The sequence below is a fragment of the Oceaniovalibus guishaninsula JLT2003 genome (assembly GCF_000299575.1).
GTDB classification, from domain to species: Bacteria; Pseudomonadota; Alphaproteobacteria; order Rhodobacterales; family Rhodobacteraceae; genus Palleronia; species Palleronia guishaninsula.
The window spans coordinates 26,018-44,882 of record NZ_AMGO01000046.1 but is presented as its reverse complement, the minus strand read 5'-3'; the positions used below and the strand labels follow the sequence as shown (position 1 = coordinate 44,882).

Annotated in this window: 19 protein-coding genes; 14 read left to right on the top strand and 5 right to left on the bottom strand. The window is 67.8% G+C overall.

The features are described from left to right. Positions 1–71: 71 nt before the first annotated feature. Positions 72–632, bottom strand: a complete 561-nt coding sequence (locus OCGS_RS09535) for an EF-hand domain-containing protein (protein WP_007427031.1) — start codon at positions 630–632, stop codon at positions 72–74. A 274-nt stretch (positions 633–906) separates the two neighbouring features. Between OCGS_RS09535 and OCGS_RS09530 the strand changes: the two genes are divergently transcribed. The 7 genes from OCGS_RS09530 to OCGS_RS09500 all read left to right on the top strand — a co-directional run bounded on the left by OCGS_RS09530 (position 907) and on the right by OCGS_RS09500 (position 9,152). Next, complete coding sequence (locus OCGS_RS09530) at positions 907–2,478, top strand: 2-isopropylmalate synthase (RefSeq protein WP_007427029.1); 1,572 nt, start codon at positions 907–909, stop codon at positions 2,476–2,478. A 158-nt stretch (positions 2,479–2,636) separates the two neighbouring features. Continuing rightward, positions 2,637–3,674: a rod shape-determining protein gene (locus OCGS_RS09525; protein WP_007427028.1), complete on the top strand. Its 1,038-nt coding sequence runs from the start codon at positions 2,637–2,639 to the stop codon at positions 3,672–3,674. Positions 3,675–3,698: 24 nt separating this feature from the next. Further along, entirely contained in the window at positions 3,699–4,604 is a 906-nt protein-coding gene (gene mreC, locus OCGS_RS09520; RefSeq protein WP_007427027.1) for a rod shape-determining protein MreC, read from the top strand. Next, positions 4,597–5,136, top strand: coding sequence for a hypothetical protein (locus OCGS_RS09515; protein WP_007427026.1), 540 nt, complete (start codon positions 4,597–4,599; stop codon positions 5,134–5,136). The genes mreC and OCGS_RS09515 overlap by 8 nt, the downstream gene beginning before the upstream one ends. Then, on the top strand, positions 5,133–7,079 hold the full coding sequence (gene mrdA, locus OCGS_RS09510) for a penicillin-binding protein 2 (RefSeq protein ID WP_007427025.1): 1,947 nt from the start codon (positions 5,133–5,135) through the stop codon (positions 7,077–7,079). Before OCGS_RS09515 ends, mrdA begins: the two co-directional genes overlap by 4 nt. Then, complete coding sequence (rodA, locus tag OCGS_RS09505; protein ID WP_007427024.1) at positions 7,076–8,221, top strand: rod shape-determining protein RodA; 1,146 nt, start codon at positions 7,076–7,078, stop codon at positions 8,219–8,221. The genes mrdA and rodA overlap by 4 nt, the downstream gene beginning before the upstream one ends. 1 nt (position 8,222) lies before the next feature. Then, positions 8,223–9,152 carry a 2-hydroxyacid dehydrogenase gene (locus OCGS_RS09500; RefSeq protein ID WP_007427023.1) on the top strand — a complete coding sequence of 310 codons (930 nt, stop codon included), beginning with the start codon at positions 8,223–8,225 and terminating at the stop codon, positions 9,150–9,152. A gap of 67 nt (positions 9,153–9,219) precedes the next feature. Here the strand turns inward: OCGS_RS09500 and OCGS_RS09495 are convergent, their stop codons facing one another. Next, positions 9,220–9,993: an SseB family protein gene (locus OCGS_RS09495; protein ID WP_007427022.1), complete on the bottom strand. Its 774-nt coding sequence runs from the start codon at positions 9,991–9,993 to the stop codon at positions 9,220–9,222. After that, on the bottom strand, positions 9,990–10,574 hold the full coding sequence (locus tag OCGS_RS09490; protein ID WP_007427021.1) for a uracil-DNA glycosylase family protein: 585 nt from the start codon (positions 10,572–10,574) through the stop codon (positions 9,990–9,992). Before OCGS_RS09490 ends, OCGS_RS09495 begins: the two co-directional genes overlap by 4 nt. 104 nt (positions 10,575–10,678) lie before the next feature. On the opposite strand from OCGS_RS09490, the gene OCGS_RS09485 reads away from it, so the two are divergent. After that, the gene (locus OCGS_RS09485; protein WP_007427020.1) at positions 10,679–11,575 is read left to right on the top strand and encodes a sugar kinase; all 897 of its coding nucleotides are present in this window, start codon (positions 10,679–10,681) and stop codon (positions 11,573–11,575) included. A 7-nt stretch (positions 11,576–11,582) separates the two neighbouring features. On the opposite strand, the gene OCGS_RS09480 is transcribed toward OCGS_RS09485, so the two are convergent. Then, positions 11,583–11,834, bottom strand: a complete 252-nt coding sequence (locus OCGS_RS09480; protein ID WP_007427019.1) for an accessory factor UbiK family protein — start codon at positions 11,832–11,834, stop codon at positions 11,583–11,585. 93 nt (positions 11,835–11,927) lie between these two features. Between OCGS_RS09480 and lgt the strand changes: the two genes are divergently transcribed. From lgt to OCGS_RS09460, 4 genes are all read left to right on the top strand, one after another. Next, positions 11,928–12,815 (top strand): prolipoprotein diacylglyceryl transferase, encoded by an 888-nt coding sequence (gene lgt, locus OCGS_RS09475; RefSeq protein WP_007427018.1) that lies wholly within the window; start codon positions 11,928–11,930, stop codon positions 12,813–12,815. Continuing rightward, the gene (locus OCGS_RS09470) at positions 12,812–13,864 is read left to right on the top strand and encodes a class I SAM-dependent methyltransferase (protein ID WP_007427017.1); all 1,053 of its coding nucleotides are present in this window, start codon (positions 12,812–12,814) and stop codon (positions 13,862–13,864) included. The genes lgt and OCGS_RS09470 overlap by 4 nt, the downstream gene beginning before the upstream one ends. A gap of 12 nt (positions 13,865–13,876) precedes the next feature. Then, positions 13,877–14,632, top strand: a complete 756-nt coding sequence (gene pgeF / locus OCGS_RS09465) for a peptidoglycan editing factor PgeF (protein WP_007427016.1) — start codon at positions 13,877–13,879, stop codon at positions 14,630–14,632. An 88-nt stretch (positions 14,633–14,720) separates the two neighbouring features. Further along, positions 14,721–15,482 carry a Hint domain-containing protein gene (locus tag OCGS_RS09460; RefSeq protein ID WP_052026166.1) on the top strand — a complete coding sequence of 254 codons (762 nt, stop codon included), beginning with the start codon at positions 14,721–14,723 and terminating at the stop codon, positions 15,480–15,482. Here OCGS_RS09460 and OCGS_RS09455 read toward each other — a convergent pair. Further along, positions 15,409–15,909: an Lrp/AsnC family transcriptional regulator gene (locus OCGS_RS09455; protein WP_007427015.1), complete on the bottom strand. Its 501-nt coding sequence runs from the start codon at positions 15,907–15,909 to the stop codon at positions 15,409–15,411. The two genes, OCGS_RS09460 and OCGS_RS09455, sit on opposite strands and share 74 nt — an antisense overlap. Positions 15,910–16,050: 141 nt before the next feature. On the opposite strand from OCGS_RS09455, the gene trxB reads away from it, so the two are divergent. Together trxB and OCGS_RS09445 are read left to right on the top strand one after the other, a co-directional pair. Continuing rightward, positions 16,051–17,052, top strand: a complete 1,002-nt coding sequence (gene trxB, locus OCGS_RS09450) for a thioredoxin-disulfide reductase (RefSeq protein WP_007427014.1) — start codon at positions 16,051–16,053, stop codon at positions 17,050–17,052. A gap of 89 nt (positions 17,053–17,141) precedes the next feature. Then, positions 17,142–18,848 carry a bifunctional sulfate adenylyltransferase/adenylylsulfate kinase gene (locus OCGS_RS09445; protein WP_007427013.1) on the top strand — a complete coding sequence of 569 codons (1,707 nt, stop codon included), beginning with the start codon at positions 17,142–17,144 and terminating at the stop codon, positions 18,846–18,848. Positions 18,849–18,865 lie beyond the last annotated feature (17 nt).

Below are 18,865 nucleotides of genomic sequence, written 5' to 3'. Positions count from 1 at the left end.
GGATCGCGGGCAAGAAAAACGCCGGCCCCTTTCGGAACCGGCGCATCCGTGTCGCAATGAAGGTCGGTCGCTTACAGGACGTCGCCGACCTGTTCGATCTCCGCCTCGACGTCGTCGCCGTCGAACCAGCCCTCGAACCAGCCTTCTTCCTCGATCGAGATCACGGTATCCTGATCGCGGTCCGCCAGACCGTAAACACCCCGCGAATACTCGGTATCCGACAACTCGCTGTCGCCGTCGCTGTCCCAACCGGTATAGTATTCGTTGTCCCAGTTGGAACCGAATTCGCTCTGGTCGATAAAGCCCGAGGCATCGGCGTCATAGTCGGTGAACGCGGTATCGTAGTCGTCACCATACCAGCGGTTCGCACCAAGCCCGTATTCTTCCTCGCTGATCAGACCGTCATTATCCCTGTCCCAGTCGGAATAGACGCCGGTGGCGAATTCGTTTTCCGTCAGCGACATCGAATCGTCGCTGTCCCAGGCATCGTAGTATCCGCTATCGGTAAACCCAGTATGGAACCCGTCATAGCCCAGGGTGGAATCGTACCCTTCATACATCTGCGCCATCGCCGGGGCGGCGGCCAGAAGAACAACGGCGGAGGTCGTGGCCATCAGATTTCGAAACGTCATCGTCTGTCTCCCTCTGTCGGTTCGGTGCCCGCGACACTCCTCGTCGCGGGCTTGCAACCGTCAACGGGGCACCCCCCCGCCGCTGTTCCGCGCCCCGTGCATTTTTCCGGTTCACATCCGAAAGAGCGGGGCTATAGTTTCGCCATGACCCCGATCCTGCCATCCCTTCGCGGAACGCTGCTTCTTACGCTGCCCTGAGCGTGCCATTCCGGCGCGACCGCTCGGGTGGGACAGCGCCGGACAGAACGGACACCAAAGGCAGAAAGATCCTCTCATGAAACTCTCACACAATTCCGACAGGGTTCTCATCTTCGACACGACGCTTCGGGACGGCGAACAATCCCCCGGCGCGACCATGTCGCATTCGGAAAAGCTGGAAATCGCCGCGATGCTCGACGACATGGGCGTCGACATCATCGAGGCGGGCTTCCCCATCGCCAGCGACGGCGACTTCGCCGCCGTCAAGGCCATCGCGGAAGCCGCTGAAAACGCTACGATTTGCGGGTTGGCGCGGGCGAATTTCAAGGATATCGACCGCTGCTGGGAGGCGATCCGCCATGCCCGCAGCCCCCGCATCCACACCTTCATCGGCACCTCGCCCCTGCACCGCGCGATCCCCAATCTGGACCGCGACCAGATGGCCGACCGCATCCACGACACCGTGACCCACGCTCGCAACCTTTGCGAAAATGTCCAATGGTCCCCGATGGATGCGACCCGTACCGAATGGGATTACCTCTGCCGCGTGGTCGAAATCGCCATCAAGGCCGGCGCCACCACCATCAACATCCCCGATACCGTAGGCTATACCGCGCCGCAGGAAAGCGCCGACCTCATCCGCCGCCTCATCGCCGAGGTGCCCGGCGCCGACGAAGTGGTGTTCGCCACCCATTGCCACAACGATCTGGGCATGGCGACCGCCAACAGCCTGGCCGCCGTCGCGGGCGGCGCGCGGCAAATCGAGTGCACGATCAACGGCTTGGGCGAACGCGCGGGCAATACCGCCCTTGAAGAAGTGGTGATGGCGTTGAAGGTGCGGTCCGACATCATGCCGTGGCGCACCGGCATCGACACCACCCGCATCATGGCCGTCAGCCGCCGCGTCGCCGCCGTCAGCGGCTTTCCGGTGCAGTTCAACAAGGCCATCGTCGGCAAGAACGCCTTTGCCCACGAATCGGGAATCCATCAGGACGGCATGCTAAAGAACGCCGAAACCTTTGAAATCATGCGCCCCGCCGATGTGGGACTGAAGGAAACCAGCATCGTCATGGGCAAGCATTCGGGCCGCGCCGCCCTGCGGTCCAAGCTGAACGAACTTGGATACGATCTGGGTGAGAACCAGCTTGCCGACGTCTTCGTCCGCTTCAAGTCCTTGGCCGACCGCAAGAAAGAGGTTTTCGACGAGGACCTCGACGCCCTGATGCGCGATCAGGGCGCGGATGACGAGGCGATCCAGCTTGTCCGCCTACGCGTCGTCTGCGGCACCGACGGTCCGCAAAACGCGGACCTGACGCTGTCGATCGACGGCGATCAGTCGCAGGTCGAGGCGACGGGCGACGGTCCCGTCGATGCGGCCTTCAACGCGGTCAAGGCGCTGGTCCCGCATCGCGCCCGGTTGCAGCTTTATCAGGTGCACGCCGTCACCGAAGGCACCGACGCGCAAGCCACCGTCACCGTGCGGATGGAGGAAGACGGGCGCATCGTCACCGGCCAGTCCGCCGATACCGACACGGTGGTCGCCAGCGTGCGGGCCTATATCGCCGCGCTGAACCGCCTGCTGGTCAAGCGGTCCAGGACCGCGCCGGGCAGCGACCGCAAATCCGTCAGTTACCGCGACGCCGGCTGATACCCGCCGATGCGGGCCGTCCGGCGGCGGCGGCGCCCCTCCGCTCATGCCGGGCGGCGGGGGGCCTTTTCCCGCCGGGCGCCCATCGCTATAAGCGCCCGACCGCGGCTCGGGGGAATCGCGGTGATCTGCCGCCATTTCCGAAGGATTTGCCTGACATGAGTAGTTTCGCGGGGATCTTTTCCTCGGACATGGCCATCGACCTCGGAACGGCGAACACGCTGGTTTACGTCAAGTCCCGCGGCATCGTGCTGAACGAACCGTCCGTCGTCGCCTTCCACGTCAAGGACGGGCGCAAGCAGGTTCTCGCGGTGGGCGAGGATGCCAAGCTGATGCTGGGCCGGACCCCCGGCAGCATCGAGGCGATCCGCCCGATGCGCGAAGGCGTGATCGCCGATTTCGACGTGGCCGAGGCGATGATCAAGCACTTCATCCGCAAGGTCCACAAGCGCACCACCTTCTCGAAGCCGAAGATCATCGTCTGCGTCCCCCACGGCGCCACCCCCGTTGAAAAGCGCGCCATCCGCCAGTCCGTGCTCAGCGCGGGTGCCCGCCGCGCGGGCCTGATTGCCGAACCCATCGCGGCGGCCATCGGCGCCGGCATGCCGATCACCGACCCGACCGGAAACATGGTCGTCGATATCGGCGGCGGCACCACCGAGGTCGCCGTCCTTTCGCTGGGCGACATCGTCTATGCCCGATCCGTGCGCGTCGGCGGCGACCGCATGGACGAGGCGATCATCGCCTATCTGCGGCGTCAGCAGAACCTTCTGGTCGGCGACAGCACCGCCGAGCGTATCAAGACCACCATCGGCACCAGCCGCATGCCCGATGACGGGCGCGGCGCGTCGATGATGATCCGCGGCCGCGACCTGCTGAACGGCGTGCCAAAGGAAATCGAGATCAACCAGGCCCAGGTGGCCGAGGCGCTGGCCGAACCCGTGCAGGTCATCTGCGAGGCGGTGATGACCGCGCTCGAAGCGACGCCGCCCGACCTTGCCGCCGACATCGTGGACCGGGGCGTGATGCTGACCGGGGGCGGCGCGCTTCTGGGCGATCTGGATCTGGCGCTGCGCGAACAGACCGGGCTGGCGGTCAGCGTCGCGGACGAGGCGCTCAATTGCGTGGCGCTCGGGACCGGCAAGGCGCTGGAATACGAAAAACTGCTGCGGCATGTGATAGATTACGAAAGCTGACGCCGCCAATCGCCGGGACAGCGCATGGCCCAGACCCGACCCCGAAGCGAAGATTATGTCCGTCCGGTCAGGCGCATCCTGATCGGCGGCCTGGTGCTGTTCCTGCTGGCGGTATTCCTTTTCTGGCGGATCGACAGCCCCCGCGCCGAACGCATGCGCGCCGAGATCACGGATGCCGTCATCCCGTCATTCGACTGGGCGCTGGTTCCCGTCACCAAGGCCGCAGGCATGATCGAGAACTTCCAAAGCTATACCCGCATCTACGAACAGAACCGCGAACTGCGCCGCGAATTGCAGCAGATGAAGGCGTGGAAGGAAGCGGCGCTTCAGCTCGAACAGGAAAACGCCAAGCTGCTCGACCTCAACCGCGTCAGGCTGGATCCGGCGCTGACCTTCATCACCGGCGTCGTGCTGGCCGACAGCGGATCCCCCTTCCGCCAGTCGGTTTTGCTGAATATCGGGGCGCGCGACGGCATCCGCGACGGCTGGGCCACGACGGACGGCCTGGGCCTGGTCGGCCGGATTTCGGGTGTCGGCAAGGCGTCCTCGCGGGTGATCCTGCTGACCGATACCAACAGCCGCGTTCCCGTGATGGTGCAGCCTTCGGGGCAGAAGGCGATCCTTGCGGGCGACAACAGCGCCGTCCCGCCGCTGGATTTCCTGGAAACCGCCGATGCCGTGCGCCCCGGCGACCGGGTCGTCAGCTCCGGCGATGGCGGCGTCCTGCCGGCGGGCCTTCTGGTCGGTCAGATCGTGATGGGCCCGAACCGCCAGTTGCGCGTGCGGCTGGCCGCCGATTACGAGCGGCTGGAATTCCTGCGCGTCCTGCGGTCCCATCCGGGCGCGCCGATCGCCGATGCAGGCGCGCTGGTGACGCCGGTGCGTCCCGCCGATACGGTCGTCACAGCAAAGGACGCCGCCGATGATTGATCCGCTCACCATCCGCCGCTGGGGCTACCGGACGGGCTTTGTCGCCCTGTCGGGCCTGATCGTCTTCGTTCACGTGCTGCCCTTCCGGCTGGGCGCGTCGGGCCTGCCCGGCCCCGATGTGCTGGTGCTGCTGACCTTCGCGTGGGTTCTGCGGCGGCCCGAATACGTCCCTGTCTGGCTGATCGCGCCGGTGATGCTGGCGGCCGACCTGCTGCTGGTGCGGCCCCCCGGCCTTTGGGCGGCGCTGACGGTTTTGGCATCCGAGTTTCTGCGCAGCCGCGGCCATCTGTCGGCCGAGCTGCCGTTTCCGGTCGAATGGCTGCTCGTTTCGGGGATGCTGGTGGCGATGGGGGCGGCCAACGGCGTCGTTCTGGCGCTGGCGATGGTGCCGCTTCCGGGCTTCGGGCAACTGGCATTGCAGGTCGTCGCCTCGGTCCTGGCCTATCCGGTGCTGGTGGCCGGGTCGGCCTGGCTGCTGGGTGTGCGGCCGCCCGTGCCCGGTGCCGCCGATGCGGGGGGGCAGCGCCCATGAAACGTTCGCCCGGCGATACCGCCCGCTCGATGGGCCTGATCACCCGCCGCAGCGCGGTTCTGGGGGCGCTGCAACTGGGCCTGTGCGGCACGCTGGGTTGGCGGATGCGGCAGATGCAGGTGGACCAGGCCGACGAATTCCGCCTGCTGGCCGAGGAAAACCGCATCAACATGCGGCTCGTCGCGCCCCCGCGCGGCCTGATCTTCGACCGCAACGGCATCCCGCTGGCCGAGAACGCGCAGAATTACCGCATCGTCATCGTCAAGGAGGAAGCCGGCGACGTGGACGCGGCCATCGAAAGGCTGCGCCAATTGATCTATCTCGACGATGACGAACTCGACCGCGCCCGCCGCGAGATCGAGCGCCGCTCGCCTTTCGTGCCCGTCACCCTGACCGACCAGCGCAGTTGGGAGGACGTGGCCGCCGTGTCGGTCAACGCTCCGGCCCTGCCCGGCATCTCCCCCGATGTCGGCCTGACCCGCAATTATCCGCTGGCCGAGGATCACGCCCATATCGTCGGTTATGTCGGCCCGGTCAGCGATTACGACCTCGGCAAGCTCGACGACGACGATCCGCTGTTGCAGATCCCCAAGTTCCAGATCGGCAAGACCGGCGTGGAACAGAAGCATGACCGCGCCCTGCGCGGCAAGGCCGGCGCCCGCCGGATCGAGGTGAATGCCGCCGGCCGCGTCATGCGCGAGCTGGGCCGCGACGACGGCGTGCCGGGCGCGGACATCCAGCTGACCGTCGAATCGCGGCTTCAGAATTTTGCCGAGGCGCGGCTTTCGCTGGAACAGAGCGCATCCGCCGTGGTGATGGACGTGCGCAACGGCGATCTGCTGGCCGTCGGCAACGCGCCGACCTTCGATCCCAACAAGTTCGTGCGCGGCATTTCGTCCGCCGATTACACCGACCTGACCGCCAATCCCTATCGCCCCCTCGCCAACAAGGCCGTGCAGGGCGCCTATCCGCCCGGCTCGACGTTCAAGATGATGGTGACGATGGCGGCGCTCGATGCCGGGCTGATCGGGCCGAACGACACCGTCTATTGCCCCGGCCATTACAAGCTTGGCGACCGCAGGTTCCATTGCTGGAAGCGCGGCGGTCACGGCTGGGTCGATCTGGACGAAAGCCTGCAACAATCCTGCGATGTCTATTATTACGAGATGGCGATGCGGGTCGGTGTGGACAAGATCGCCGAAATGGCCCGTCGCTTCGGGATAGGCGAAAAGTTCGACCTGCCGATGTCCGCCATCACCCCCGGCATCATGCCCGACAAGGCATGGAAGCGCGAACGCTACGATCAGGAATGGCGCGTGGGCGACAGCCTGAACGCCTCGATCGGGCAGGGATACGTGCTGGCATCGCCGCTGCAACTGGCGGTGATGACCGCGCGGCTGGCCAGCGGCACGCGCATCGTGCCGCGCCTCGTCAAATCCGTCGGCGGCGTCGAACAGGACGCCCAGGGGACCGAACCGCTGGGTCTGAACGAGAATCATCTGCGGCTGGTGCGCAAGGGGATGTATTCCGTCTGCAACACCAATCGCGGCACCGGATTCGGCAGCCGCATCGTCGCCGAGGGCGTCCGCATGGCGGGCAAATCGGGCACGTCGCAGGTGCGCAACATCACCGTGGCCGAACGCGCGCGCGGCGTCACCAGCAATGCCGATCTGCCCTGGGAACGGCGCGATCACGCGCTGTTCGTCGCCTTCGCCCCGTTCGACGCGCCGCGATACGCGGTGTCGGTGGTGGTCGAACACGGCGGCGGCGGATCGTCCGTTTCCGCCCCCATCGCCCGCGACCTGCTGCTGTTCGCGCTATACGGCGAAGTGCCCCCGCTCGACGCCTATCCGGGCGGCCAGCAGGGCGCCATCCGCGACATGCTGAGCAATCTGCGCCTGCGCGACGATTTCCGCCCCGGCGAGGTCCGGTCCCGCGCATGAGCTTTCTGGAATACAACGTAAAGACCGTGCCTTCCGGGGTGTCCAAGATCCTCTATCTGAACTGGGCGCTGGTGCTGCTGCTGTCGTCGGTGGCCTGTATCGGCTTTCTGATGCTCTATTCGGTGGCGGGCGGATCGCTGGAACCCTGGGCCGATCCGCAGATGAAGCGGTTCGCGGTCGGGCTGGTGCTGATGCTGTCGGTCGCGATGGTGCCGATCTGGTTCTGGCGCAACATGGCCGGCGTCGCCTATCTGGTATCGGTGCTGCTGCTCGTCCTGGTCGAGCTTTTCGGCGCCACCGGAATGGGCGCGCAACGCTGGATCGACCTGGGCTTCATGCGCCTTCAACCCAGCGAGCTGATGAAGGTCACACTGGTGATGATGCTGGCCGCCTATTACGACTGGCTGGATATCGGCAAGGTGTCCCGTCCGCTCTGGGTCCTCATACCGCTGCTGCTGATCGGCCTGCCCACATGGCTGACCCTGACGCAACCCGACCTCGGCACCGCGATCCTGCTGGTCACGGGGGGTGGCATCGTGATGTTCCTGGCGGGCGTCAGCTGGTGGTATTTCGGCGTGGTGATCGCGGGCGGCGTCGGGCTGGTCTCGGCGGTCTTCGCCTCGCGCGGCACGCCTTGGCAATTGCTGAAGGATTATCAGTTCCGCCGGATCGACACGTTCCTCGACCCGTCCAGCGATCCGCTGGGCGCGGGCTATCACATCACGCAGGCCAAGATCGCGCTGGGATCGGGCGGCTGGAACGGACGCGGCTTCATGCAGGGCACGCAAAGCCGCCTGAACTTCCTGCCCGAGAAACACACCGACTTCATCTTCACGACGCTGGCTGAAGAATTCGGCTTTCTCGGCGCCGCGTCCCTTCTGGCGCTTTATGCGTTGATCGTCTTCTTCTGCATCGCCTCGGCGCTTCAGAACCGCGACAGGTTCGGCTCGCTGGTGACATTGGGCGTCGGCGCGACATTCTTTCTGTTCTTCGCCGTCAACATGGCGATGGTCATGGGGCTTGCCCCGGTCGTCGGCGTTCCGCTGCCGCTGGTCAGCTATGGCGGCTCGGCGATGCTGGTGCTGATGGTGGCGTTCGGCCTCGTCCAGTCCGCGCATGTCCACCGCCCCAGGGGCCGCTAAGATGATCCGCGTCCTGTTCGCCGCGCGCGACGCCGCCTGGCCCGAATGGGAAACCCCTTTGCGCGACGCCTTCGCGGACGCTGGCCTCGACGTCGATCTGGCCCGCGATCATCCGGCGGACAAGGTCGATTACATCGTCCTCGCCCCCAACGGCCCCGTGGGGGACTTTGCGCCCTTCACCGCATGCAAGGCGGTTCTGAACCTCTGGGCGGGGGTCGAGGATGTGGTGCACAACCCGACCCTGACCCAGCCCCTTGCCCGGATGGTCGATCCCGGTCTGACGCAGGGCATGGTGGAATATGTGACCGGCCATGTGCTGCGCCATCACCTTGGCCTGGACGCCCATCTGCACGGACAGGACGGCCAGTGGCGCCCCGATCCGCCGCCGCTGGCCGCCGACCGTCGCGTCGGCATTCTGGGGCTGGGCGCACTGGGGCTGGCCTGCGCCGACATGCTGCGCCACCTCGGCTTCGACGTGGCGGGCTGGTCGCGCCGCCTGCATGACGGCCTGCCGTTTCCCGCCTTCGCCGGGCAGGACGGCCTTGCGACGCTGCTGCGCCGATCGGACATTCTGGTGCTTCTGCTGCCGCTGACGGATGCCACGCGCCATGTGCTGAACGCCACGACCCTCGCGCAACTGCCGATGGGCGCGGTCGTTCTGAACCCCGGTCGCGGGGGGCTGATCGACGATGCGGCGCTGCTGGCGGCGCTGGATACGGGGCAGGTCGGGCATGCCACGCTCGATACCTTCACGACCGAACCGCTGCCGCCCGATCACCCTTTCTGGGCGCATCCCGGCGTCACCGTCACGCCGCATATCGCCTCGGCCACCCGGCCCGTCACCGCCGCCCGCACCGTCGCCGAGAACATCCGCCGCGGCGAGGCGGGCGAGCCGCTTCTGCACCTCGTGGACCGCAAGGCGGGCTACTGATCCCCTTCATCTTTCCCCAAATACCTCGGGGAGCGCGAGGGGCCGGCCCCTCGCTCCGCCGCCGCCCTCAGCGCAGTTTCGGCGGGCTGTCGGGACCGCTTCCCGGCGGCACTGCGATCCGCGCCTCGAAGCGCGGCAGATCGAAGCGCAGACCGACCCGCGCCAGCCGCGCCGCCATCGGATCCGATGCCGCGAAGAACGCCACGTCGATCTCTCCGGCCTCCAGCCCCGAAAAGACTAGCGCCTCGCGCACGGCCCGCGCCAGCGCGCCCTCGGCACCGGGGGCCGCGTCGATGAAAGCCAGCAGATGCGACCGCCCCCCGCCGTCATAGGTCACGGCCGCCAGATACGCCATCCGGGCCAGCCCCCGCGCCGTGGCCAGCTTGGCATCAAGCGCCTTCAGCAGCCGTTCGGGCAGATCGCCGGGCGCCCCCAGATCGCGCGGTCGCGCTTCGGCCTGCGCGGGCTGACCGGCCAGCGTTTCGGCCAGCCAGCCCACCGCATCCGGCCCGATCAGCGACGAGGACGGCGCGACATCGGGGTTCACGGCCAGCCCGACCCCCTGTCCCGCCAGCATCGCGGCCAGAACGCGCCCAGAAAGCGCGGCATAGGGCGCGCCGCCGCTGGCGAAGGCCTCCAGCCGCTCGGCCCGGTCGCAGACCACCACGAACCGCCCGTCCCCCGTCTCGAAGATGCGCGGATCCAGCGTCTCGCCCTCGGGCTCGCGCGTCAGCAGCAGGTAAAGCTCGCTGTCCGCGACCCGTTCGTAGAAGGCCAGCCGCGCCGCGTCGTCGTCGGGGGCCGCGGCCATCGCGGCATGGGCCAGATCCAGCGGCGTCATGTCATCACCTCGGCCACGCGGGCGCGCAGGGCCGGCACAAGCTCGGTCTCGAACCAGGGGTTGCGCTTCAGCCAGGCAGTGTTGCGCCAGCTCGGATGCGGCAGCGGAAAGACCGATGGCGCGTGGTCGCGCCAAGCGGCCACCGTTTGCGTCAGCGACGCGCGCGTCTTCAGATGCCAGCGCTGCGCATAGGCGCCGATCAGCACCGTCAGCCGCGCCGACCCCAGAAACCGCAGGACCGGCGCGCGCCAGGTCGCCGCGCAGACGGGCGGCGGCGGCAGGTCGGAACCCTTCGCGTCATAGCCGGGAAAACAGAACGCCATCGGCACGATCGCCACGCGCGACCGGTCATAGAACGCCGCCTCGTCCAGCCCCAGCCAGTCGCGCAGCCGCTTGCCGGACCTGTCCCAGAAAGGGGTATTCGCCTCGTGCACGCGCAATCCGGGGGCCTGGCTTGCGATCAGCAGACGCGCGCCCGGATCGAACCAGACCACCGGGTTCGGTCGGTGCCGCGTCGCCGTCGCGGCAAAGCGGTCCTTGCAGATCGTGCAGGCGGACAAGGCGGGCCGGGGATCGTTCATGGGGGCGAGTTAGGCCGCCCGCCCGCCCGGCGCAAGAAGCGGGGCCTTGCCCGCCGCCGCAAAGCGCGTATCCCTGAACGCGATCCGCAAGACAGGTACCGCCTATGCCCACCCTTCTGTGTCTCGGCGAATGCATGGTGGAACTGGCGCAAATGGAAGGCGGGCTCTACCGGCGCGGCTTTGCGGGCGACACGTTCAACACCGCCTGGTATGCCCGTCGCCTGTTGCCCGACGCCTGGACCGTCTCTTACGGAACCGCCGTCGGCACCGATCCTCTGTCGGACGAGATGCTGGCCACGATGGCCGCCGACGGCATCGGGACAGGCGACGTGCGCCGCCTGCCGGACAGGACGGTGGGGCTTTACATGATCTCGCTCGACCGGGGCGAACGCAGCTTCGTCTACTGGCGCGACAGATCCGCCGCACGCTGTCTGGCCGACGATGGCGACTGGCTGGACAGCGTCGCGGCGGCGGCGGATGCCGTCTATTTCTCGGGCATCACGCTGGCCATCCTGCCGCCCGAGGGCCGCGCGCGGCTGTGCCGGGCGGTGGCCCGCGCGCGCGGCCGGGGCGCCGTGACGGCGTTCGACACCAACCTGCGCCCGCGCTTGTGGGAAGACGCCGATGCGATGCGGCAGGGACTGATGGACGGCGCTTCGGTCGCCGACATCGTGCTGCCCGGCTTCGACGATGACGGCCCGCTTTTCGGCGATGCCGACCCGGCGGCGACCGTCGCCCGCTATCGCAGCGCCGGCGCCCGCTGCGTCTGCGTCAAGGATGGCGGGCGGCCGGTGCATCTGTGGTCGGGCGGCGCCATCGAGACGCTGACGCCGCGTCCGGTGCCGCTGGTCGACACAACCGCTGCCGGCGACAGCTTTGCCGCCGCCTTCGTGTCGCACTGGCTGATGGGGGTTGCGCCGCGCGACTGCGCCGCCCATGCGATCGCCCTGTCGGGCCATGTCGTCGGCCATCGCGGCGCGCTGGTCGCGCCGCCCGGCTGACGCCCGATCAATTCCCGGACTTCGCCGCGTCCAGCGCATCCAGCCTGGCGCGCAGCGTCTCGTTCTCCTCGCGGGCCTTCTGCGCCATGGCGCGCACGGCGTCGAATTCCTCGCGGGTGACGAAATCGCGGTCGGCAAGCCAGCGATCCATCATGCCCTTCATCGCGTTCTGCGCCTCGTCTCGGGCGCCCTGGGCCACGCCCATCGCGTTGGTCATCAGTTGCGACAGGTCGTCGAACATCTTGTTGCGGGTCTGCATGCTTTCCTCCGGGCTGGTATCGCAGCGATATGGCCCCGGCGCGCGTCATTCTCAAGGTTGACTTCCCCGCCCGGCAGCCGCTTTGTCCGCGCCATGCTGCTGGCGATCCCCTTTCCCGACATCGCGCCCGAGATCTTCTCGGTCGAGATCGGCGGCTTCACGCTGGCGCTGCGCTGGTATGCGCTGGCCTATATCGTCGGCATCCTTCTGGGCTGGCGGCTGGCCGTCGCCGCCGTCCGGCGTCCGGCCCTGTGGCGCGGCGACATGTCCCCGCTGCGTCCCAAGGATGTCGAGGATCTGATGACCGCGGTGATCCTCGGGATCATTCTCGGCGGGCGGCTGGGCTTCGTGCTGTTCTACCAGCCCGGCTATTACCTGACCCATCCGCTCGAGATCCTCTATATCTGGCAGGGCGGCATGTCGTTTCACGGCGGCATGCTGGGCGTCACCATCGGCGGGCTGTGGTTCTGCCTGTCGCGGGGCCTGCCCGTCTGGTCGGTGCTGGACATCATGGCGCTGGCGACCCCGCCCGGTCTGCTGCTGGGACGGATCGCCAATTTCATCAACGCCGAGCTTTGGGGAAGGCCCACCGACCTGCCCTGGGGCGTCGTCTTTCCGGGCATCCGCGCGCAGGACTGCCCCGGCATCGCCGAAGGGCTTTGCGCGCGCCACCCGTCGCAGCTCTACGAAGCGGGGCTCGAGGGCCTCGTCCTCGGCGGGCTGCTCATCGTGCTGGCCTTCTGGCGCGGCTGGCTGAAGGTTCCGGGGCAACTGACCGGCATCTTCCTCATCGGCTATGGCCTGTCGCGTTTCGCAGTCGAATTCGTGCGCCAGGCCGACCCGCAATTCATCGCCCCCGATAATCCGCTGGGCCATGTCGTGCAATTCGGCGACTGGGGGCTGAGCATGGGGCAGCTTCTGTCGCTGCCTATGATCGCCATCGGCATCGCCTTCGTTCTGCTGGCCCGGCGGCGCGCATGACCCCGCTCGCCGCGACGCTGGTGCGCCAGATCCGCGCGACGGGGCCGATCAACGTCGCGGAATACATGACCGCCTGCCTGCTGCATCCGCGCCACGGCTATTACACCACCCGCCAGCCACTGGGCGGCGCGGGCGATTTCGTCACCGCGCCCGAGATCAGCCAGATGTTCGGCGAACTGGTCGGGCTGGCGCTGGCGCAGGCCTGGCTGGACCGCGGCCGTCCCGACCCCGTCGCGCTGGTAGAATTCGGGCCGGGGCGCGGCACGCTGATGGCCGACGCCCTGCGCGCCACCCGCGCCGTGCCCGGCTTTCACGCCGCGCTGCGCCTGCATCTGGTCGAGGTTCCCGGCCCCCTGCGCCGGGTGCAGGCCGAGGCGCTTCGGGCGCACGATCCGGTCTGGCTGGCCGGTGTGACGGACCTGCCGCCGCTGCCGACCCTCGCCATCGCCAACGAATTTCTGGACGCGCTGCCGATCCGGCAATTCCTGCGCGACGGCGCGGGCTGGCGCGAACGTCTGGTCGCCGTGCGCGACGACGCGCTGACCTTCGCCTTGTCGGACCGCGCGCCGCTCGGGTCGCTTCCCGCCCGGTTCGCGGAAACCCGCGACGGCGACCTGGTCGAGATCGGTGCGCCCGCCACCGCCTTCGCCGAGGAACTGGGCGCGCACCTTACTCGCCAGGGCGGCGCCGCACTGCTGATCGACTATGGCGGCGACGGTCCGGGCGATACGCTTCAGGCCGTGCGCGGACATCGCAAGGAAAGCCCGCTCGATCGTCCGGGGGCGGCCGATCTGACCGCGCATGTCGATTTCCGCGCCATCGCCGACGCCGCCCCCTGCACAGTCGCCGGGCCGGTGCCGCAGGGCGTGTGGCTGGAACGTCTGGGAATCGCCGCCCGCGCACGGGCGCTGGCCCGCGGTCTGTCCGGCGCGGCGCTGGAAACGCATGTCGCCGCGCATCGCCGGTTGACCCACCCCTGCGAAATGGGCGACCTTTTCCGCGTGCTGGCCCTGCATGACGGCGCGGGGCCGCCGCCCGGACTGGCCTGAAGGGGTCGCAGGATGACGCTGGAAATCCTCACCGCCGACACGCTGTCGCCATTCAGGCACGGCTTCTTCACCCGCAAGGGCGGCGCTTCGTCGGGGGTGTTCACCGGGCTGAATTGCGGTCGCGGATCGACCGATCAGGCCGATGTGGTGGCCATCAACCGCAGCCGCGCCGCCGCCGCCCTGGGGATCGACAAGGACGCGCTGATGGGCGTGACGCAGGTGCATTCAGCCGACGCCGTCGTCGTGGACCGCTTCACCGCCGAAACGATGTCCGCCGATGCCGTGGTCACATCCGATCCCGCCATCGCCGTGGCGGTGCTGACCGCCGATTGCCTGCCGATCCTGATGGGCGATCCGCAGGCCCGCGTCGTGGCCGCCGTCCATGCCGGCTGGAGGGGGGCCTTGGCCGGCGTGACGGATGCGGCGCTGGCCGCGATGGAACGGCTGGGCGCGCGGCGCGAACGGACGCTGGCCGTGATCGGCCCCGCCATCAGCCAGGCCGCCTACGAGGTCGGGCCGGAACTGTTCGATGCCTTCACCGCCGAAGACGGCGATAACGCGCGCTTTTTCGCGCAGGGCAAGGGCGACCGGCTGCAATTCGACCTGCCCGCCTATGGCCTGCACCGCCTGCGCGCGGCGGGTATCGGCGGGGCGGAATGGACGCGGCATTGCACCTATCGCGATCCGGCTCGGTTCTTTTCGTATCGCCGCAGCGTCCATGACAAACAGGCCGATTACGGCCGCCTGCTGTCCGCGATCCGCGCCTGAAACAGGCCACCGCGCTGCCCGACCGGCGACGCAATCGGCGGCGATCTTCCCTGCGACGACCCCGATCTGCCGCAGGAAGGATCGCCGCATGCATCTCGACCGACATGGCCGCCACGGCCCAGCCCCCCGTGGCGCGACGCCCTGGACGGTGCGGCAGGCGCCCGCGGCCCCGGCCATCGCGTCGCCGCTCGACACACGCTATGACATCGCCTGGCTCGGCCCGGACGGCACCGCGCGCGACGCGATCCGGCTCGGCCCCTCGACGCCGGCCTTCACCCTTGGCTTTGCCGCCTTCGCGCGGGGCACGCTGCTGCCGATGCCCGACGGTCCCGTCGCGGTCGAGGATGCGCGCCCCGGCGACACGATCGGCACGGACGGGGACGGTCGGCGGCTTTTGTGGAAGGGCGGCTGCATCTTGCATCCGGGCCGTCGGGCCGTGCCGCTTTTCCGGCTGGCCGCCGATGCGCTGGGCGCCGGGCGTCCGTCGATGGACCTCGTGCTTGGCCCCGCCGCGCGGATCGTCATGGGGGACGCATCCGTTCCGGTGGCGGATCTGGCCGATGGCATGAACATCGTCAGGATCGCGCCCGCCTCGGCGGTCGAGGTGTTTCACCTCGGCTTCGACGGGCCGCATCGCCTGCCCGTCAACGGTCTGGACGTGGAAAGCTTCTGGCCCGACCCGGCGGCTTTGCCCGGACAGGACGGCCAGGCGCTGTTTCTGTCGATGTTTCCGCATCTGGCCACTGCCCGCGCGCCGGCGCTGCTGGCCGACGCCGTCAGTCCCGACCCGAAACGCGCCTTTCCAGCACGTCGAACGGCACCCCCGGTTCGCGCTTTGCCCCCCGGATGACCAGCGACGTCTTGACGCTTCCGACATTGGGGCTGGTCAGCAGTTCCTCGGTCAGAAAGCGCTGGAAAGCCCCCAGATCGGGGGCCACGCATTTGAGGATGAAATCCACCTCGCCGTTCAGCATGTGGCATTCGCGGACCAGCGGCCAGTCGCGGCAACGCGCCTCGAACGCGGCCAGATCCTGCTCGGCCTGCCGCTCCAGCCCGACCATGGCGAAGACCTGCACGTCGAAGCCCAGCGCCTTGGCATCCACCTCGGCGTGATAGCCCCGGATATAGCCGCCTTCCTCGAGCGTGCGCACCCGCCGCAGGCAGGGCGGCGCGGAAATGCCGACGCGGCGCGCCAGCTCCACGTTCGTCATGCGCCCGTCCGCCTGCAATTCCGCAAGGATCTTGCGGTCGATCGCGTCCAGTCTGTGCCCCGACATCCGACCCTCCTGCCTTGCGCGTTACCTATGCAGATTGCCGGATCCCCGCAAGATTGTTTCGCGCCGGCGAAGTCGCCGGTCCGGGGTTCCGGTCGGCCCCGCCAGGCCCTATATCGGCGCCAACCCGGAAAGGATGGATTCATGCACTCTCCCCGCCCCGTCAAGGTTCTGATCGTCGGCTCCGGTCCCGCGGGCTATACCGCCGCCATCTATGCCGCGCGCGCCATGCTGGAACCCGTCCTCGTGCAGGGCATCCAGCCGGGCGGCCAGTTGACCATCACCACCGAGGTCGAGAACTGGCCGGGCGACGCCACCGTGATGGGCCCCGACCTGATGGCGCGGATGGAGGCGCATGCCCGCGAAGTCGGCGCCGAGATCGTGACCGACATGATCCGGTCGGTCGATCTGTCCAGCCGCCCCTTCATCGCCACCGCCGACAGCGGCACCGTCTATGCCGCCGACGCTCTGATCCTGGCGACGGGCGCGCAGGCCAGATGGCTGGGCCTGCCCAGCGAAGAGGCGTTCCAGGGTTTCGGCGTCAGCGCCTGCGCCACATGCGACGGGTTCTTCTATCGCGGGCAGGACGTGGCGGTCATCGGCGGCGGCAACACCGCCGTCGAAGAGGCGCTGTTTCTTACCAATTTCGCGCGCAAGGTCACACTGGTCCACCGCCGCGACACCCTGCGCGCGGAAAAGATCCTCCAGCATCGCCTGATGAACCACCCCAAGATCGAGATCCTCTGGAATCACGAACTGGTCGAGGTGACGGGCGACACCGACCCCAGGGGCGTCGAGGAGGTTCGCCTGCGTGACACCGGGACGGGCGCCGAACGGACCCTGCCCGTCAAGGGCGTCTTCGTCGCCATCGGCCACGCCCCTGCCTCCGATCTGGTGAAGGGCCAGCTCGAACTGCATCACGGCGGTTACGTCGCGACGAAACCCGGCAGCACGGCGACATCCGTTCCCGGCGTCTTCGCCGCGGGCGATCTGACCGACCACATCTATCGTCAGGCCGTCACCAGCGCCGGAATGGGCTGCATGGCCGCGCTCGAGGCCGAGAAATTTCTGGCCGAACAGGGCGAAACAACGGGCAAGGTCATGTCGAACCCGCTGGGATGGGGCGCCGAAGTCCCGGCGGAATAGGCCGGGGCCCATCGCCCCGCCTTGAAGCGGCGGGGCCGCTGCGCTAGGGGCCGGGGCAAATCCCGGTCAACCGAAAGCGCGTCTTCGTCATGCAGAACCCCGACCTCGCCCCTGTTCCCGAACTCTACGTCTCGTACGACAGCGCGCAGAAGCTCAAGGCCGAAGCGGGCAGCCTGCTGTCCCACGACCTGACCCCGCGCCAGATCTGCGATCTGGAACTGCTGATGAACGGCGGCTTTCACCCGCTCAAGGGCTTTCTGGGCCAGCAGGATTACGACAGCGTCGTCGAGACCATGCGTCTTGCCGACGGGCGGCTCTGGCCGATGCCGATCACCCTCGATGTGTCCGAGGCGTTCGCCGACAAGGTCGAACCCGGCCAGGACATCGCCCTGCGCGATCAGGAGGGCGTGATCCTCGCCACGATGACCGTCACCGACAAGTGGGTGCCCGACAAGCCGCGCGAGGCCCGGCACGTCTTCGGCGCCGACGACAGCGCGCATCCGGCCGTGAACTACCTGCACAACCAAGCGGGCAAGGTCTATCTGGGCGGGCCGGTCACGGGCATCCAGCAGCCGGTGCACTACGATTTCCGCGGTCGCCGCGACACTCCCAATGAACTGCGCGCCCAATTCCGCAAGCTGGGCTGGCGCAAGATCGTCGCCTTCCAGACCCGCAATCCTCTGCACCGCGCGCATCAGGAACTGACCTTCCGCGCCGCGCGCGAGGCGCAGGCCAACCTGCTGATCCATCCCGTCGTCGGCATGACCAAGCCGGGCGATGTCGATCACTTCACGCGCGTGCGCTGCTACGAAGCGGTGCTGGACCAGTATCCGGCTGCCACCACCACGATGTCGCTGCTAAACCTCGCCATGCGCATGGCCGGCCCGCGCGAGGCGATCTGGCACGGCCTGATCCGCAAGAACCACGGCGTGACGCATTTCATCGTCGGCCGCGATCATGCGGGGCCGGGCAAGAACAGCGAAGGCAAGGATTTTTACGGTCCCTACGACGCGCAGACCCTTTTCCGCCAGCATCAGGAGGAAATGGGGATCGAGATGGTGGACTTCAAACACATGGTCTATGTGCAGGAGAAGGCCCAGTATTTCCCCGCCGACGAGGTGCCCGAGGGCGCCACCGTCCTCGACATTTCGGGCACCGAACTGCGTCGCCGTCTGGCCGAGGGGCTGGAAATTCCCGACTGGTTCAGCTTTCCGCAGGTCGTGTCCGAACTGCGCCGCACCCGTCCGCCCCGGTCGCGGCAGGGATTCACCGTGTTCTTCACTGGCTTCTCGGGCAGCGGCAAATCGACCATCGCCAACGCCCTGATGGTCAAGCTGATGGAACTCGGCGGCCGCCCCGTGACGCTTCTGGACGGCGATATCGTGCGCAAGAACCTCAGCTCGGAACTGGGCTTCAGCAAGGAACACCGCGACCTGAACATCCGCCGTATCGGCTATGTCGCCTCCGAGATTACCAAGAACGGCGGCATCGCCATCTGCGCGCCCATCGCGCCCTATGCCACCACCCGCCGCGCCGTCCGCGAGGAGATCGAGGCTTTCGGCGCGTTTCTGGAAGTGCATGTCGCCACCTCGATCGAGGAATGCGAACGCCGCGACCGCAAGGGGCTCTACAAGCTGGCGCGCGAAGGCAAGATCAAGGAATTCACCGGCATTTCCGATCCCTACGACGTGCCGCAAAATCCCGAACTGCGGCTGGAAACCGAAGGAAACGATGTGGACAACTGCGCCCACCAGGTGCTGTTGAAGCTCGAATCCATGGGCCTGATCGCCGCCTGATCATTGCCTGACCGTCG

Excerpts from the sequence above, each read along its gene's own strand:
- OCGS_RS09495 (WP_007427022.1), bottom strand. The coding sequence starts at position 9,993 with ATGACGCCGCTGGATCTGGCCCATGCCGCGATGGCCGCGGCCCCCGAC.
- OCGS_RS09500 (WP_007427023.1), top strand. The coding sequence starts at position 8,223 with ATGATCCGCGTCCTGTTCGCCGCGCGCGACGCCGCCTGGCCCGAATGG.
- OCGS_RS09490 (WP_007427021.1), bottom strand. The coding sequence starts at position 10,574 with ATGAACGATCCCCGGCCCGCCTTGTCCGCCTGCACGATCTGCAAGGAC.
- OCGS_RS09455 (WP_007427015.1), bottom strand. The coding sequence starts at position 15,909 with ATGTCGGGGCACAGACTGGACGCGATCGACCGCAAGATCCTTGCGGAA.
- rodA (WP_007427024.1), top strand. The coding sequence starts at position 7,076 with ATGAGCTTTCTGGAATACAACGTAAAGACCGTGCCTTCCGGGGTGTCC.
- OCGS_RS09515 (WP_007427026.1), top strand. The coding sequence starts at position 4,597 with ATGATTGATCCGCTCACCATCCGCCGCTGGGGCTACCGGACGGGCTTT.
- mrdA (WP_007427025.1), top strand. The coding sequence starts at position 5,133 with ATGAAACGTTCGCCCGGCGATACCGCCCGCTCGATGGGCCTGATCACC.
- lgt (WP_007427018.1), top strand. The coding sequence starts at position 11,928 with ATGCTGCTGGCGATCCCCTTTCCCGACATCGCGCCCGAGATCTTCTCG.
- OCGS_RS09460 (WP_052026166.1), top strand. The coding sequence starts at position 14,721 with ATGCATCTCGACCGACATGGCCGCCACGGCCCAGCCCCCCGTGGCGCG.
- OCGS_RS09470 (WP_007427017.1), top strand. The coding sequence starts at position 12,812 with ATGACCCCGCTCGCCGCGACGCTGGTGCGCCAGATCCGCGCGACGGGG.
- OCGS_RS09485 (WP_007427020.1), top strand. The coding sequence starts at position 10,679 with ATGCCCACCCTTCTGTGTCTCGGCGAATGCATGGTGGAACTGGCGCAA.
- OCGS_RS09535 (WP_007427031.1), bottom strand. The coding sequence starts at position 632 with ATGACGTTTCGAAATCTGATGGCCACGACCTCCGCCGTTGTTCTTCTG.
- mreC (WP_007427027.1), top strand. The coding sequence starts at position 3,699 with ATGGCCCAGACCCGACCCCGAAGCGAAGATTATGTCCGTCCGGTCAGG.
- OCGS_RS09525 (WP_007427028.1), top strand. The coding sequence starts at position 2,637 with ATGAGTAGTTTCGCGGGGATCTTTTCCTCGGACATGGCCATCGACCTC.
- trxB (WP_007427014.1), top strand. The coding sequence starts at position 16,051 with ATGCACTCTCCCCGCCCCGTCAAGGTTCTGATCGTCGGCTCCGGTCCC.
- OCGS_RS09530 (WP_007427029.1), top strand. The coding sequence starts at position 907 with ATGAAACTCTCACACAATTCCGACAGGGTTCTCATCTTCGACACGACG.
- OCGS_RS09445 (WP_007427013.1), top strand. The coding sequence starts at position 17,142 with ATGCAGAACCCCGACCTCGCCCCTGTTCCCGAACTCTACGTCTCGTAC.
- OCGS_RS09480 (WP_007427019.1), bottom strand. The coding sequence starts at position 11,834 with ATGCAGACCCGCAACAAGATGTTCGACGACCTGTCGCAACTGATGACC.
- pgeF (WP_007427016.1), top strand. The coding sequence starts at position 13,877 with ATGACGCTGGAAATCCTCACCGCCGACACGCTGTCGCCATTCAGGCAC.